This is a genomic window from Bradyrhizobium sp. SZCCHNGR1005, assembly GCF_032489995.1.
In the GTDB taxonomy this organism is placed as follows: domain Bacteria; phylum Pseudomonadota; class Alphaproteobacteria; order Rhizobiales; family Xanthobacteraceae; genus Bradyrhizobium.
In genome coordinates, this window is sequence record NZ_JAUEZC010000006.1 from 112,498 (window position 1) to 127,851 (window position 15,354).

Sequence of the window (15,354 nt, forward strand, 5' to 3'; positions counted from 1 at the left end):
GGCGACGATGAGCGCTTGTGGCTCACCGCACCGCGGTGAAGAAGCGGTCGAGCCGGAAGCCGGAGAGCCAAGCCCACACCGGCTGGCGACGGACGCCGAGATCCCAGGAGCCGACCACGGCGTCGGCACGGCCGACCAGATTGTCGATCGGCAGCAGGCCGACGCCGCCGTCGCGGAGCGATACGCGGCTGTCGGCGGAATTGTCCCTGTTGTCTCCGAGCACGAACAGCTTGCCAGGCGGCACGGTGACCTCCGGCGTATTGTCGAGCCGGCCGTTGTCGCGCAGCTTGAAGATCAGGTGCGAAACACCGTTCGGGAGCGTCTCGACATAACGGTAGGCCGACTCGGTGCGGCCGCTGTCGTCCTCGGCCTCGCCGATGCCGTCGGGTTTCAAGTTCGCCGGCTGGTCGTTGATGAAGAGCTGTCCTTGCCGCATCTGGATGCGGTCACCGGGCAGGCCGACGACGCGCTTGACCCAGGCCTGCGAGGTGTCGCCCGGCCAACGGAACACGACGACGTCGCCACGCTTCGGCGTCTCGCCGAACAGGCGGCCGGTTTCCGGCAGGGTGATCTGCATCGGCAGCGACGAGGTGCCATAGCCGTAGGGGAATTTCGAAGCGAGCAGCGCGTCGCCGATCATCAAGGTCGGCTCCATTGAGCCCGACGGCACGTAGAACGGCTCGGCGATCGCACCCTTGGCGACGAACACGGCCAGTACGACCGCGGCAAGCTGCGCCATCTGGCCGCGCCAGGTGGTGCCGCTCGCTTCCGCCTTGCCGTCCTTGACTGTTGAAACCTTCTCGACGCTCATCGACCCGTACCTCCGACCGTGATGCGGTCCATACGCAGGGTCGGCTGGCCGACGCCGACCGGTACGCCCTGCCCGTTCTTGCCACAGGTACCGATCCCGGTGTCGAGCGACAGATCGTTGCCGATCATGCTGATCCGGTTCAGATCGGTCGGGCCGTTGCCGATCAGCATCGCGCCCTTGACCGGTGCGCCGACTTTGCCGTTCTCGATCCTGTAGGCCTCGGTGCACTGGAACACATATTTGCCCGAGGTGATGTCGACCTGGCCGCCGCCGAAATTCACGGCATAGATGCCGTTCTTCACGGAGGCGATGATCTCGGCGGGGTCGTGCGCGCCCGCCAGCATGTAGGTATTGGTCATGCGCGGCATCGGCACGTGCGAATAGCTCTGCCGGCGGCCGTTGCCGGTCGGCTTCATGTTCATCAGCCGTGCGTTCTGCCGATCCTGCATATAGCCGACCAGGATGCCGTCCTCGATCAGCAAGGTGCGGCTGGTCGGCGTGCCCTCGTCGTCGATCGACAGCGAGCCGCGGCGCGAGGCCATCGTGCCGTCGTCGACCACAGTGACCCCCTTGGCTGCCACCTGCTGGCCCATCAGTCCGGCGAAGGCCGAGGTCTTCTTGCGGTTGAAATCACCTTCGAGCCCGTGGCCGACCGCCTCATGCAGCATCACGCCGGGCCAGCCAGCCCCGAGCACGACGTCCATCTCGCCAGCCGGCGCCGGTACCGATTCCAGATTGACCAGCGCTTCGCGCAGCGCGTCATCGGCGGCCTCGCGCCAGGCCTTGGTTTCGATGAAGCGCGAATAGGCCTCGCGCCCGCCATAGCCCTTGCTTCCGCTCTCCTGCCGGTCGCCTTGGCCCGCAACCACGGAGACGTTGACGCGCACCAGCGGGCGGATGTCGCGATAGCTTTCGCCGTCGGGCCGCAGGATTTCCACGACCTGCCAGGTCGCACCCAGGCTCACGGTGACTTGCCGTACACGCGGGTCCTTGTCGCGCAGATAGGCATCGATCTCGCCGAGCAGCTTCACCTTGCTTTCGAAGCCGGGGGCATCGAGCGGATTGTCGTCGCCGTAAAGCCGCACATTGGTGTGCGGCGGCGGGCTCGCGAAGTTGCCAGAATAACCGCCCCGCACGGCGCTCACCGTGTCGGCCGCGCGCATCAAGGCCGGCAGGGAGACGTCGGAGGAGTGAGCGTAGCCGACCGCATCGTCTTTCACGGCGCGCAGGCCGAAGCCCTGGCTCGTGTCATAGGTCGCTTGTTTGAGCCGGCCGTTGTCGAAGGTCAGCGCTTCGCTCTGGCTATATTCCAGAAACAATTCGCCGTCGTCCGCACCGGCAAGCCCGCGCGCGATCTCGTGACGGACGGCGTCACGGTCGAGCTGGGCGCGGTCGAGCAGGGAGGAGGTTGATGGATTTGTCATCGGCTGGTCCGTTGTCGGGAGATACGATCCAAGATAGTTCTTTCCGGGTCGGGGTGCGAGGGGCAGGATGATTACCGAACTGACATGGTTGAGATCGTTCCCATCGCCGCAGGGCACATCGAGAGCTTTCACCGCACGCTAGATCTGGTCGCGCGGGAGCGGCGCTATCTGTCCTTCGTGGCAGCGCCGCCGCTGGACTCCACCCGCGCCTTCATTCTGAACAGTATCGCCCAGGGCTATCCGCAGTTCGTGGCCCTTTCGGCCGGCGAGGTGGTCGGCTGGTGTGATGTAACCCCGAAATCGGGGCCGATCGATGCCCGAATCGGCGTGCTCGGCATGGGCCTTTTGCCGCAGTTCCGGCGCCAGGGCATCGGAACCCGGCTAATCGCGCGGGTGCTCGGCGCCGCGCGCGCTTACGGCTACTCCCGGGTGGAGCTGACCGTCTACCGCAGCAACACCAATGCGATCCGGCTGTACGAAAAGACGGGGTTCGTGATCAAGGCGGTCGAGCCGCCCGAGACCTGCACTGAGGAAATCGACAAGACACGCTTGGTCATGGCGCTCTCGTTGGAGGGGCCGGGCACCACTCCAGCAAACTGAGCGATCACGGCAATGTGTCTGATGATCGGGCCTTCACGGCAGCTTGTCGAACCCCTCGGCGAGCCCGTTGAGGCTCAACGGGAAGCCGATGCCTTCCTCCGGCGTTTCGAAGATGATGAAGGTTGCGGTCTTGGCGGTCTTGAGCTGGTTGAGCAGCTTGTCGTCCATCACCACCTCGGCGACGCAGCCGTTCGGCAGACAGCGCACGAAGCCGGCGCGGCCGACATCCTGGTTATCGAGCTTCAGTCCGAGACCGGAGGGCAATAGGACACCGAGCGGCGCCACCACCCGCATCAGCCGGCTCTTCTGGTCGGCGGTCTTGAGCACGATGACCGTGAGCCCGGCATTGGAGCGGTCCTCTGCCACCACGCTCTGAATCAGGGCGCATTGCTCGCTCTGGGCACCCGGCGGAGTGTCGCAGCGGATCTGCCAGTCGCCATGCACCGAACGCACCGCGCCCTGCGCGCGGAGTGCTGCCGGCATGCTGATCGCGGCCATCGCGGTCGCAAGCGCGAGCGCGGCGATGCCACCGCGCACGCGGCGGGATCGCCATCGCGACTCATTCGCATCTCGGAGAGGCTTGAGCGCTGTGCTCTCCGTTGAAGGCCCTATCCGGGTCGATCCCATGACACTTTCCTGTGGGTGGTCTGTCGGCACCACGGCATCAGCCGGCAATCATGGCGTCTTCACGGCGTGTCTCCGGCAAGACGACTGTGCGACCGATGCCGCCGAATCAGCTGCAAAATACGGCCTGCGATCGTTGCGTACATCGCACGGGACGCCTGTCAAGCGGCCGTGGCCCGCGAAACCTCGTCGCATGGCAATTTCCCGGGCAAATTCCGCCAAATTGGAACGATGCGACGGCAGTTCGGAGCCGGCTTAAGAGCTGCATTGCGATAGATCAAGAATTGTGGTTTGAGAAGAAAGATTTCGTCATTCCAGTGAACTGGCCCAGGTGCTTTCCTATGAGTCCGCCATGGCCGTTTGTCCGGGGAGCGGATCATAACAGCGCACCGTGAGACAAGCGGCGGTTCGCTGAGGGGGAAAAGTTCTGAAGGGAGCGCGAACGGCATGAAGATGTCGAAGGGCCAATTGGGCGCCTGCCTGCTGGGGATGGCGGTGGCGCTGGTGTCGGGTGGATCGGCGTTTGCGGAGCTCGGCCAGCCCGCGCCGTGGGAATACAAGCTGCAGGAATCCGGCTCGCCGGTGATGGACAACATCACCTGGTTTCATGGCCTCCTGCTTACCATTATCACTTGCATCACGCTGTTCGTGCTGGCGCTGCTCGTGACCGTTGTGGTCAAGTTCAACGCTCGCGCCAATCCGGTGCCCTCGCGCACCACCCACAACACTCTGCTCGAAGTGGCCTGGACGCTGATCCCGGTGCTGATCTTGGTCACCATCGCGGTGCCCTCGTTCCGGCTGCTCTTCCTCGAACTCGATGTGCCGAAGGCTGATCTTACCGTCAAGGCGACCGGTAAGCAGTGGTATTGGAGCTACGCCTATCCCGATAACGGCAAGTTCGAATTCGATTCGTTGCTCGCGCAGGACAAGCAGCCGCGTCTGCTCGGCGTCGACAATGAGATGGTGGTGCCGGTCAACAAGGTGATCCGGGTCCAGACCACCGGTGCCGACGTGATCCACTCGTGGGCGATCCCGTCGTTCGGCGTCAAGATCGACGCCATCCCCGGCCGTTTGAACGAAACCTGGTTCAAGGCCACCAAGGTCGGCATGTATTACGGCCAGTGCTCCGAGCTCTGCGGCAAGGACCACGCCTATATGCCGATCGCGGTGCGCGTCGTGAGCGAGCAGGATTTCGCAGCCTGGGTCGAGGACGCCAAGAAGAAATTCGCGAGCGCACCGGGCAACACCTACGCCTCCGCGGCGGGCGTGTCGCAGTAAGGCGCAAGCGACGACTTTTTCATGGACCCGTTCGCGGTCCTAAGGGGACATCTAGGGCACACGAGGATTGACAATGGCGACGAGCGCAACGGCCCACATCGGCCATGACGATCACGCCCACGACCATCCGACCGGATGGCGGCGCTGGGTCTATTCGACCAATCACAAAGACATCGGCACGATGTATCTGATCTTCGCGGTCTGCGCCGGCCTCATCGGTGCGGCGATGTCGATCGCGATCCGGATCGAGCTGATGTATCCGGGCGTGCAGCTCTTTCACGAGAACCACACCTACAATGTGTTCGTCACCTCTCACGGCCTGATCATGATCTTCTTCATGGTCATGCCGGCGATGATCGGCGGCTTCGGCAACTGGATGGTGCCGCTCATGATCGGCGCGCCCGACATGGCGTTCCCGCGCATGAACAACATCTCGTTCTGGCTGCTGCCGGCGTCCTTCGCGCTGCTGCTGCTCTCGACGTTCGTCGAGGGCGAGCCGGGCTCCAACGGCGTCGGTGCCGGCTGGACCATGTATGCGCCGCTCTCGACGTCGGGACATCCTGGTCCCGCGGTCGATTTCGCGATCCTGTCGCTCCATATCGCCGGCGCGTCGTCGATCCTCGGCTCGATCAACTTCATCACCACGATCTTCAACATGCGCGCACCGGGCATGACCCTGCACAAGATGCCGCTGTTCGTGTGGTCGATCCTGGTGACGGTGTTCCTGCTCTTGCTGTCGCTTCCGGTGCTTGCGGGCGCGATCACCATGTTGCTCACGGATCGCAATTTCGGCACGACCTTCTTCGCGGCCGAGGGCGGCGGTGACCCGGTGCTGTTCCAGCACCTGTTCTGGTTCTTCGGTCACCCGGAAGTGTACATTCTGATCCTGCCGGGCTTCGGTATGATCAGCCAGATCGTCTCGACCTTCTCGCGTAGGCCCGTGTTCGGTTATCTCGGGATGGCCTATGCGATGGTCGCGATCGGCGGCATCGGCTTCGTCGTGTGGGCCCACCACATGTACACGGTCGGCATGTCCTCGGCGACGCAGGCCTATTTCGTCGCCGCCACCATGGTGATCGCGGTGCCGACCGGCGTGAAGATCTTCTCCTGGATTGCCACGATGTGGGGCGGCTCGATCGAGTTCCGGGCGCCGATGCTGTGGGCCGTCGGCTTCATCTTCCTGTTCACGGTCGGTGGCGTCACCGGTGTGGTGCTGGCCAATGCCGGCGTCGACCGCGTGCTGCAGGACACCTATTACGTCGTGGCGCACTTCCACTACGTGCTGTCGCTCGGCGCCGTGTTCGCGATCTTCGCGGGCTGGTACTACTGGTTCCCGAAGATGTTCGGCTACATGTATTCGGAGACCATCGCGAAGGCCCACTTCTGGGTGATGTTCATCGGCGTGAACCTCGTGTTCTTCCCGCAGCATTTCCTGGGCCTGTCCGGCATGCCGCGCCGCTACATCGACTATCCGGATGCGTTTGCCGGTTGGAACCTCGTGTCCTCGATCGGTTCCTACATCTCCGGCGTCGGCGTCCTGATCTTCGTCTATGGCGTGGTGGACGCCTTCGTGCGCAAGCAGCAGGCCGCGGACAATCCGTGGGGGCCGGGTGCGACGACGCTGGAATGGACCTTGTCCTCGCCGCCGCCGTTCCATCAATTCGAAGTGCTGCCGCGGGTGCAGTAACTCTCGAACCAACGATGCGTGGCACCGCTTCAGGCGCCGCGCTGACGTCCAGCCGCATCGCCCGCCACCTGGCCGGCGATGCGGCAAATGAAGCGGAAGGCCTGGATCAGTCGTGTCGGTCATCGATCAGAACGCTCTTGCCGTCGGTCCCCGGATCTCCGAGGCCGACGTCGCCGATTATCTCGCGCTGCTGAAACCGCGGGTGATGTCGCTCGTGATCTTCACCGCGCTGGTCGGGCTTTTGATCGCGCCGGGACATTTCCACCCGGTGCTCGCGATCACCGCGCTGCTCTGCATCGCGGTCGGCGCCGGCGCCTCCGGTGCGCTCAACATGGCGCTGGAAGGCGACATCGACGCCAAGATGTCGCGCACCGCCAACCGTCCGATCCCGCGCGGCCGCGTCACCCGTGCCGAAGCGCTGGCCTTCGGCAGCACGCTTGCTTTCTTTGCAGTGCTGACGCTCGGCATCCTCGTCAACTGGTATGCTGGCGCGTTGCTGGCGTTCACGATCTTCTTCTATGTCGTGATCTACACGCTGTGGCTGAAGCGCTGGACCGCGCAGAATATCGTGATCGGCGGCGCCGCCGGCGCGCTGCCGCCGGTGGTGGCCTGGGTCGCGGCCACCGGCACCATCGCGCCGGAGCCGCTATGGCTGTTCCTGATCATCTTCTTCTGGACCCCGCCGCATTTCTGGGCGCTCGCCCTGTTCCGCAGCGACGATTACGCTCGCGCCGGCATTCCGATGCTGCCGGTCGTCGCCGGTCCCGATGCGACGCGGCTGCAGATCCTGCTCTACACGATCGTCCTGGTCGCTATCGCGGTCGTCCCCTGGGCGCTCGGCTATTTCGACGCCGTCTATGGCCTGATCTCGCTCGTGCTCGGCGCCGGCATGCTCTGGTTGGCGATCGAGATCTACCGCAAGCGTGAGCGCAGCGCGTCCTTGCGCGCCACCCGCAAAATGTTCGCCTTCTCGATCCTTTATCTGTTCGCGCTTTTTCTGACCTTGGGGGTCGAGGCGGTCGTGCGCATGATCGGATTGGGCACCTGACAGGGGGCGGATGACGCTGACATGGCCGAGCCGAACGAGCCAGAGGGGATCGTGCTGACCGAGGCGCAGCTGCGCGCGCGGCGCCGGCGCTCGATCGCCATTGCGCTGGCGCTCGGCGTGCTGGTGGTGCTGTTCTTCGCGGTCACCCTGGTCAAAGGGCCCGCAGTGTTGAGGCGGCCGATCTGATGGAAAGCTTCGATCATAGCGCTCCGCGCGAACCGGCCGTTCCGGCCGCAGCCGCCAAACGTCGAGGTCTTAGCCGCGACGCCTTGGTGGGGACCATTTGCGGCGCCGTAGTGGTGCTGATGGTCGGCGCGTCCTATGCGGCCGTGCCGTTCTACAACTGGTTCTGCCGGGCCACCGGTTTCAACGGCACCACGCAAGTGGCGACCGCAGGCCCCACGACCGGGCCGCTCGCCCGCAAGATCGCGGTCCGCTTCGATTCCAATGTGGCCGGCGGGCTGCCCTGGAAGTTCGAGCCTGAGAAGACGGAAATCGAGGTCGCGATCGGCCAGGTCGTCACCGTCTACTACACCGTCACGAACCAGTCCGCGCGGACCACCACCGGCCAGGCCGCCTACAATGTCGCGCCGCTGACGGTCGGGGCCTACTTCAACAAGATCAACTGCTTCTGCTTCACCGAGCAGACGATGGCGCCGGGCGAAAAGCGCGAGATGCCGGTGGTGTTCTATGTCGATCCGGCGCTCGTTGGCGATCACGACAACGACAGTCTCAACACGATCACCTTGTCCTACACCTTCTATCCCGTGCGCGATCCGGCTCCCAAGCCGGTGGCCGCGGGCGAGCCGGACAAACCGCGGGGCAATCTCTAATGGCGGACGTCCGACAATCCGGGGAAATGAACTTCTGAACGAACAGGTGCCGATCTGATCGGCATAGAGCTGGGGAGAGACTCGAAATGGCAACCGCCCACGCAAAGCATCACGACTACCACTTGGTCGATCCGAGTCCGTGGCCGTTCGTCGGCTCGGTGTCGGCCTTCATCATGGCGGTCGGCGCGGTCACCTGGATGCACCACCTGTTTTCGGCCGCGCCGATCATTTTCGGCGTCGGCGCCATCGGCGTGCTCTATACGATGGCGAGCTGGTGGGGCGATGTCATCCGTGAGGCCCAGTACCGGGGCGACCACACCCGCGTCGTGCAGATCAGCCACCGCTACGGCATGATCCTGTTCATCGCCTCCGAGGTGATGTTCTTCGTCGCCTGGTTCTGGGCGTATTTCAACGCGGCGCTGTTCCCGGCCGATGCCGTGCAGGCGACCCGCGATGCCGTGTTCGGCTGCGGCCCGGGCACCCAGATGGGCGCCTGTGCGGTCCCCGGCGTCTGGCCGCCCAAGGGCATCGAGACGTTCGATCCCTGGCACCTGCCGCTCCTCAACACGCTGATCCTCTTGACCTCCGGCACCACCGTGACCTGGGCGCACCATGCGTTGTTGGAGGGCAATCGCCAGGGTCTGAAGTATGGCCTGATCCTCACGGTTCTCCTGGGCGCGACCTTCACCTGCGTGCAGGGCTATGAGTACAGCCATGCCGCCTTCTCCTTCGGCGGCCACGTCTACGGCTCGACCTTCTTCATGGCGACCGGCTTCCACGGCTTCCACGTGCTGGTCGGCACTATCTTCCTGATCGTCTGCCTGATTCGCGCCTATGCAGGCCACTTCACGCCGAAACAGCACCTCGGCTTCGAATTCGCCGCCTGGTACTGGCACTTCGTCGACGTGGTCTGGTTGTTCCTGTTCGTCTGCATCTATGTCTGGGGTCACGGCGCCGAAGCCATGGCTCACGGCGCGCATTGAGGTGCATATTCACGCCCTGTCGCTCGTGCATTGATTGTACCGGTGCTAAAAAGGGCGGCCGCAGGGCCGCCCTTTTCCGTTTGACTGGTCCGCCCTGTGTCCCGGCAGCACGGGCAAGGAGGTTAGATTGAACGCTCAACCCGTCTCCCTCTCCCAAACCGTCCTGCGCGGGCTCGCTTGCCGGTGTCCGCGCTGCGGCCGGGGCAAGCTGTTTTCCGGTTTCCTCAACCTTCGCGGGCGCTGCGAAGTGTGCGAGCTCGATTACGCCTTCATCGACACCGGCGACGGGCCGGCGATCTTCATCATGATGATCGCCGGCGCGATCGTGGTCGGCGCCGCGTTGATCGTCGAGGTGAAATACCAGCCGCCGTTCTGGGTCCACGCGGCGCTGTGGCTGCCATTGATCCTGGTGGTGACGCTGTTGCCGCTGCGGGCGATGAAGTCGCTTCTGATCGCGCTGCAATTCCACCACAAGGCTGCGCCGGGCAAGCTGGTCGATCGCACGCCGCGATGATCGCTCCCGGCGGCCGTGAGTGGGTGTCGGAAGTTCCCACCATGCCGCAACGGCACCGGGACTTCCGCCTCCTGTCAGCGGAGGTGAAGACAAGCCGCATGAGCGTCGCCCGTGACCCATAGCTTTGACGCCCGCATCCGCGCCTTCGCGATCTTCACGATCGTGATGGTCGCGCTGTTCGCCGGCCTCGGTGTCTGGCAACTGCAGCGCAGGGCCGAGAAGCATGCGCTGATCGCGGCACTCACCGAGCGCGTCGCGGCGGCGCCGATCGCGTTGCCGCCATCTTCGGCGTGGCGTGCGCTCAGCGCCGCGAACGACGAATTCCGCCGGGTCACCTTCACTGCGACTTATGCGAAACTGCCGGATGCGATGGTCTATAGCGCGGGCTCGGCCGTGCGCGAGGATGTCTCCGGCTCCGGGACCTGGGCGCTCTTGCCGGCCCGCCTGCCCTCAGGCGAAACGGTGGTGATCGATGCCGGCTTCGTCGCCAACACCATGCAGGAGCGTGGCGTGGAGGATCGCGCGGTGGGGAAGCTCATCACCGGCGAGCCCGTCACCCTCACCGGATATCTGCGTTTCCCGGAAAGCGCCGGCTGGCTGACGCCGGCGGAGAATCGTGAGAAGCGATTGTGGTTCACCCGCGATCATCTGGCGATGGCAAGGACGCTCGGCTGGGGTGAGGTCGCGCCGTTCTATGTCGATCTGGAAGCGCCTGTCCCTGCGAACGGCATCCCCAAACCCGGGCCGCTCACGCCGCATCTGCGCGACGAGCACATGCAATATGCGATCACCTGGTTCGCGCTGGCTGCCGCGCTGGTGATCGCGTTCGTCGTGTGGGTGCGAGGACGACGCTCGCGCGCGAGCTGACGCGCGGCGGCGACACGACGCGGTTAGGATTGATGTCGCCGGGTGATCGCGACCCGCGTGGCCTGGGCGTAAAGCCCCGACATCTGGTCGAGCTGTGCCGTCACGGCAGCGCAGCTCTCGACCCAGCCGGCGAGACCCTCGAACATCGGCGGCAAGGTCTCGGCGCGCAGCTTCGCATAGTCTTCCGTCACTGCGCGGCCCTTCGCGGTGGCGCGGTAGCGCGTCTCCTTGCGCGACGAGCCACCCTCGGTCTCGATCAATCCGGCGCGCGTGAGCTTGCGCGTGGCATATTGCAGATTCGGCACGTCGACCCGGTTGAGCAGCTGTCCGACCTCGGCCAGACGCTTCGGCTCATCGCCCATCCGCACCACGTTGAGAACCGCGACGTCGTCTCCGGTCAGCGGCACTTCGCAGACCGCGGCAAGGCATGAGGCCTTCCAGCGGTAGTAGGACTGCGCCAGCCGCTCCAATGCGAACTCGAAATCCGAGACCCGCCGTTCGGCGTCGGTGCGCGCCAGATGCCAGGTGCCGGCTTCAGCAGCCGACCGCCCCTGCGCCTGCTCAGTCCTCGACTGTGCCGTGGAGCGCACTCCGCGCGATTTCGTCTTTGCCGCGGCTGCGGCGCGCTTGGCCGCCGAGTTCGTCGCCCGTTTCAAAACCTGTCTCCCGCATGCCGCTTCGCACAATGGATGTGCAGCGCATGCTCAATCTCTGCTGTTTACATCCGATATTTTTACATTAAAAATTCAATGAAGAAAATACGAAGCGCGACATCACTGTGGACGTCTGCGCTGGACACATTGCAGCAGGGGAGCAGGACCGTGGCCGGACAATGGATCGAGATCGCCGCGCAGGACGGCGGTACGTTCAAGGGTTATCTCGCCGTTCCGGCTTCCGGCTCGGGTCCGGGCATCGTGCTCCTGCAGGAGATCTTCGGCGTCAACGCCTCGATGCGCGCGGTCGCCGACTACTACGCCGAGGAAGGCTACGTGGTGCTGGCGCCCGATCTGTTCTGGCGCTTCGAGCCCGGCATCGAGCTCGGCTATGGCGAAGCGGATTTCGCCAAGGCGTTCGGCTACTATCAGCGCTTCGATGCCAATCTGGCGATCAAGGACACGGCCGACGCGTTGAAGGTGCTGCGCGCGCGTCCCGAGTGCAAAGGCAAGGTCGGTGCGCTCGGCTTCTGCCTCGGTGGCAAGCTCGCTTATCTCACGGCCGCGCGCACCGACATTGATTGTGCAGTCTCCTATTACGGCGTCGGCATCGATGCCGACATCGGCGAAGCCAAGGCCATCAAATGCCCGATGGTGTTTCACTTTGCCGAGCTCGACAAATTTGCCAATGCCGAGGCGCGCGAGATCATCAAGGTCGGATTCGCCGGGCGCAACGACGTCGAGTTCTATCTCTATCCCGGCTGCGACCACGCCTTCGCCGCGCCGGAGCGCCCCAGCTTCGACAAGCCGGCGACGCTGATGGCGCATTCGCGGTCGATCGCGCTGTTCCGCAAGGTGCTCGGGCCGCATTACGACTTGTCGTCGCTGTGGGATCGCCATACCGAGCTCGAGTTCGCGACCCGCTCGGCGGAGGAGACCATGAAGACGATGGTCGCCGAGCCCTATGTCAACCACATCCCGACCATGACCGGCGGCGTCGGCTACGCGAATCTCCTGCGCTTCTACGCCAACCATTTCATCCCGAAGACGCCCGTCGACACCAAGCTGGTGCCGATCTCGCGCACCATCGGCGCCGACCGTGTCGTCGACGAGATGCTGTTCTGTTTCACCCATGACATCGAGATCGACTGGATGCTGCCCGGCATCCCGCCCACCGGCAAATATGTCGAGATCCCGCTGGTGGCGATCGTGCGCTTCCGCGGCGACAAGCTCTATAACGAGCACATCTATTGGGATCAGGCCTCGGTGCTGGTGCAGATCGGGCTGCTCGACCCATCGAAGCTTCCCGTAGCCGGAATAGAGACGGCCAAGAAGCTGGTCGACGAAGCCCTGCCGTCGAACACCCTGATGGCGCGCTGGTCCGAAAGCGCACCGAAATAGTCGTCCTTCATCGGTGGCGCCCGCAAGGGGCGCCATTCTTTTATCTGGAGCTGCATCACCATGCGTGACACTTCGATCTCCCGTCGGACGTTGCTGCAGCTTGCGGGCGCAGCGGCTATGCCGCTCGCCTCCACGCTCTCGCTTCAATCGGCGCAAGCGGCCGCGAGCACGTTGACGATCGCCTATAATGTCAATCTGCCCTCCTTCGATCCGACCGTCGGAGCGTCGGCGGTCAATCCGACGATCCAGTCGATCTACCAGGCGATCTTCGATCCCTATATCGGCCAGGCGCCGGATCTTTCCTTCAAGCCCGGCCTGCTCACCAAATGGGGCTGGAACGAGGATCGCACCAAGGTCACGATGGAGCTGCGTCAGGGCGCGACCTGGCATGACGGCTCGCCGGTGACGCCGGAGGATGTCGTGTGGTCGCTCACCCGCGCGGCCGATCCGAAGGGCGGCAACCCGATCCAGTTCGTGTGGTCCAAGATCAACAATTTCAAGGTCGATGGTCACACCATCACGGCCGACGTCGTCGAGTTCGAGCCGGTGCTGTTCAAATGGATGGCGTTCCTGACCGGCTATGTCTTGCCGAAGGCCTACTATGAAAAGGTCGGCGCGGAAGGTTTCGAGAAGGCGCCGATCGGCTCGGGGCCGTACAAGGTCGATGCGTTCGAGCGCAACGCGTTCCTGCGGTTGAAGGCGCATCCCACCTATTGGGGACCGAAGCCGGCGTTCGAAACCGTGGTGTTCAAGTTCGTCACCGATCCGACCAGCCGTGTTGCCGAACTCGAATCCGGCGGCTCCGACATCACCTTCGAGATTCCGTATGAGGAGTTCGACCGGCTGAAGGGCAAGCCGAATCTGGTGGGTCTCACCCAGCCGGTCTCCGATATCGGCATGATCTTCCTGACCGACATCGATCCGATGCTCGACCGCAATGTGCGTCTCGCCGCCAATCACGCCATCGACAAGAAGGCGATCGTCGACAAGCTGCTGCGCGGCTATGGCGTGCCGATCGACACGCTGGAAGCCCCGGGCTATGCCGCCTTCGATCCCACGATCAAGACCGCCTACGATCCGGAGCTGGCCAAGAGCCTGCTCGCCAAGAGCGGCTACTCGCCGCAGAAACCGGTCAAGTTCACCATCCAGACCACGCGCGGCTTCAAGCCGAAAGACTACGAGATGGTCCAGGCGATCGCCGGCATGTGGCGCAAGGTTGGCATCGAAGCCAACATCGAGATCTATGAGATCGCCCAGCATTATGAGCTGCGCGCGCGTCACGCGCTGGCACCGGCGGCATTCTACAATTGGGGTAATGCGATCGGCGATCCCACCACCTCGACCGGCTTTGCCATGTTCGGCCCGTCGCCGCATTCGGCCTGGAAAGGCAAGGACCTGATCGAGCGTATCGGTCCGCTCTGGGGCGAGAAGGACGAGACCAAGCGCATCGCCGGCTGGAAGGCGGTCGACAAATATATTGCGGAGGAGGGCGAGGTGATTCCGCTGCTGCAATATGTGCAGCCGATCATCCACAAGAAGGGACTCAAGGTCGTGGCCCAGGCGAACGGCATGATCCTGCCGCAACTGGTCAGCCAGGGCTGACCGAGAATTGGGGGCGGCGATGCGTTGGAGCACTGTTCTCAAGCGTGCCGCCCTCGTTCCGCCGACGCTGCTCGGCGTCGGCATCATCGTCTTCGTGCTGTTGCGCGTGGTCCCGGGCGATCCCATCGCCATGATGATTCCGCCGGGCGCATCGAGTGCGGACATCGCGAGGCTCCGTGCGCTGTATGGGCTCGACCAGCCGATCGTGACGCAGTTCATCACCTGGTTCGGCCAGGTGCTGTCGGGCGATTTCGGCCGCTCGATCAGCCTGCATCAGCGCGTGTTCGAGCTGGTGATCGCGCGGTTGCCGGCGACGCTCGAACTGTGTTCGCTCGCCGTCGTCATGGCGCTGCTGCTCGGCGGCATCGTTGCGCTCCTCGGTGTAACTTTCCGCGGCCGCGCCGCCGAATGGCTGGTCGACAGCGGCATCGGATTCTTCCTTGCCATCCCGGATTTCCTCTGGGCCTTGATCCTGTTGCTCGTGTTCGGCGTGCTGGTGCCGCTGCTGCCGATCTCCGGTCGGCTCGATCCGCAGCGCGAAATCGATTTCTCCACCCATTTCTATCTGCTCGAAAGCCTTGCGACCTTTCGCTTCGATATCGCCGCCGATCTGCTGCGGCATATGCTGCTGCCGGCGCTCGCGCTCGCGCTGCCGTTCGCGGCTTTGGTGGCGCGGCTGTTGAAGGCGCAGCTTGCCGAGGCTGAGGACCAGGACTACGCACAGATCGCGCGAACCCGCGGCTTCTCGCGTGGCACGATCCTGCGCAGCGAGGTGCTGCCGAACGCGCTGATCCCGACCGTGGCGTTCTCGGGCGTGCAGGTCACCTTGCTGCTCGGCGGCACTGTGCTGGTCGAGCGGATCTTCTCGTACGAAGGGATCGGCAACATGGCGATCGACGCCGTTGTCAACCGCGACTTTCCGCTGATCCAGGGGCTGATCCTGACCTTCGCCGTGCTGTTCATCGCGCTCAATCTCGCGGTCGATCTTGTGGTCGCGCTGCTTGATCCGAGGCTGCGCCATGGATGATT

At 64.1% G+C, this 15,354-nt stretch carries 16 protein-coding genes; 12 read left to right on the plus strand and 4 right to left on the minus strand.

Going from position 1 to position 15,354, the window contains the following annotated elements; genetic code table 11:
* Positions 1-22 precede the first annotated feature (22 nt).
* Entirely contained in the window at positions 23-811 is a 789-nt protein-coding gene (gene lepB / locus QXZ85_RS24235) for a signal peptidase I (RefSeq protein ID WP_315702805.1), read from the minus strand.
* Entirely contained in the window at positions 808-2,235 is a 1,428-nt protein-coding gene (gene tldD, locus QXZ85_RS24240; protein WP_315702806.1) for a metalloprotease TldD, read from the minus strand. The genes lepB and tldD overlap by 4 nt, the downstream gene beginning before the upstream one ends.
* Positions 2,236-2,319: 84 nt before the next feature.
* Between tldD and QXZ85_RS24245 the strand changes: the two genes are divergently transcribed.
* Positions 2,320-2,835 carry a GNAT family N-acetyltransferase gene (locus tag QXZ85_RS24245; protein ID WP_315702807.1) on the plus strand — a complete coding sequence of 172 codons (516 nt, stop codon included), beginning with the start codon at positions 2,320-2,322 and terminating at the stop codon, positions 2,833-2,835.
* 33 nt (positions 2,836-2,868) lie between these two features.
* On the opposite strand, the gene QXZ85_RS24250 is transcribed toward QXZ85_RS24245, so the two are convergent.
* Positions 2,869-3,462: an invasion associated locus B family protein gene (locus QXZ85_RS24250; protein ID WP_315702808.1), complete on the minus strand. Its 594-nt coding sequence runs from the start codon at positions 3,460-3,462 to the stop codon at positions 2,869-2,871.
* A gap of 444 nt (positions 3,463-3,906) precedes the next feature.
* Here QXZ85_RS24250 and coxB point away from each other — a divergent pair, with 444 nt between their 5' ends.
* The 8 genes from coxB (at position 3,907) to QXZ85_RS24290 (ending at position 10,669) form a co-directional block, all read left to right on the plus strand.
* On the plus strand, positions 3,907-4,737 hold the full coding sequence (gene coxB / locus QXZ85_RS24255; protein WP_315702809.1) for a cytochrome c oxidase subunit II: 831 nt from the start codon (positions 3,907-3,909) through the stop codon (positions 4,735-4,737).
* A gap of 73 nt (positions 4,738-4,810) precedes the next feature.
* Positions 4,811-6,424: a cytochrome c oxidase subunit I gene (ctaD, locus tag QXZ85_RS24260; protein WP_315702810.1), complete on the plus strand. Its 1,614-nt coding sequence runs from the start codon at positions 4,811-4,813 to the stop codon at positions 6,422-6,424.
* A 112-nt stretch (positions 6,425-6,536) separates the two neighbouring features.
* Positions 6,537-7,472: a heme o synthase gene (locus QXZ85_RS24265; RefSeq protein WP_315768953.1), complete on the plus strand. Its 936-nt coding sequence runs from the start codon at positions 6,537-6,539 to the stop codon at positions 7,470-7,472.
* Between the two features lie 21 nt (positions 7,473-7,493).
* Positions 7,494-7,658 (plus strand): CoxF protein, encoded by a 165-nt coding sequence (locus QXZ85_RS24270; protein WP_315702812.1) that lies wholly within the window; start codon positions 7,494-7,496, stop codon positions 7,656-7,658.
* Positions 7,658-8,305: a cytochrome c oxidase assembly protein gene (locus QXZ85_RS24275; protein WP_315702813.1), complete on the plus strand. Its 648-nt coding sequence runs from the start codon at positions 7,658-7,660 to the stop codon at positions 8,303-8,305. Before QXZ85_RS24270 ends, QXZ85_RS24275 begins: the two co-directional genes overlap by 1 nt.
* 86 nt (positions 8,306-8,391) lie before the next feature.
* A complete protein-coding gene (locus QXZ85_RS24280) occupies positions 8,392-9,288 on the plus strand; it encodes a cytochrome c oxidase subunit 3 (RefSeq protein WP_315702814.1) in 897 nt (298 codons plus the stop codon).
* Positions 9,289-9,415: 127 nt separating this feature from the next.
* Positions 9,416-9,802, plus strand: a complete 387-nt coding sequence (locus QXZ85_RS24285; protein ID WP_315702815.1) for a DUF983 domain-containing protein — start codon at positions 9,416-9,418, stop codon at positions 9,800-9,802.
* A gap of 165 nt (positions 9,803-9,967) precedes the next feature.
* A complete protein-coding gene (locus QXZ85_RS24290; protein WP_315745214.1) occupies positions 9,968-10,669 on the plus strand; it encodes an SURF1 family protein in 702 nt (233 codons plus the stop codon).
* 23 nt (positions 10,670-10,692) lie between these two features.
* Here QXZ85_RS24290 and QXZ85_RS24295 read toward each other — a convergent pair whose 3' ends face one another.
* A complete protein-coding gene (locus QXZ85_RS24295; protein ID WP_315768955.1) occupies positions 10,693-11,325 on the minus strand; it encodes a MarR family transcriptional regulator in 633 nt (210 codons plus the stop codon).
* Between the two features lie 165 nt (positions 11,326-11,490).
* On the opposite strand from QXZ85_RS24295, the gene QXZ85_RS24300 reads away from it, so the two are divergent.
* The 3 genes from QXZ85_RS24300 to QXZ85_RS24310 are packed head-to-tail and all read left to right on the plus strand — an operon-like array spanning position 11,491 to position 15,352.
* Positions 11,491-12,723 (plus strand): dienelactone hydrolase family protein, encoded by a 1,233-nt coding sequence (locus QXZ85_RS24300; protein ID WP_315768956.1) that lies wholly within the window; start codon positions 11,491-11,493, stop codon positions 12,721-12,723.
* Positions 12,724-12,783: 60 nt separating this feature from the next.
* On the plus strand, positions 12,784-14,325 hold the full coding sequence (locus QXZ85_RS24305; RefSeq protein WP_315768957.1) for an ABC transporter substrate-binding protein: 1,542 nt from the start codon (positions 12,784-12,786) through the stop codon (positions 14,323-14,325).
* Between the two features lie 19 nt (positions 14,326-14,344).
* Positions 14,345-15,352 (plus strand): ABC transporter permease, encoded by a 1,008-nt coding sequence (locus tag QXZ85_RS24310; RefSeq protein WP_315702819.1) that lies wholly within the window; start codon positions 14,345-14,347, stop codon positions 15,350-15,352.
* The last annotated feature ends 2 nt before the right edge of the window (positions 15,353-15,354 follow it).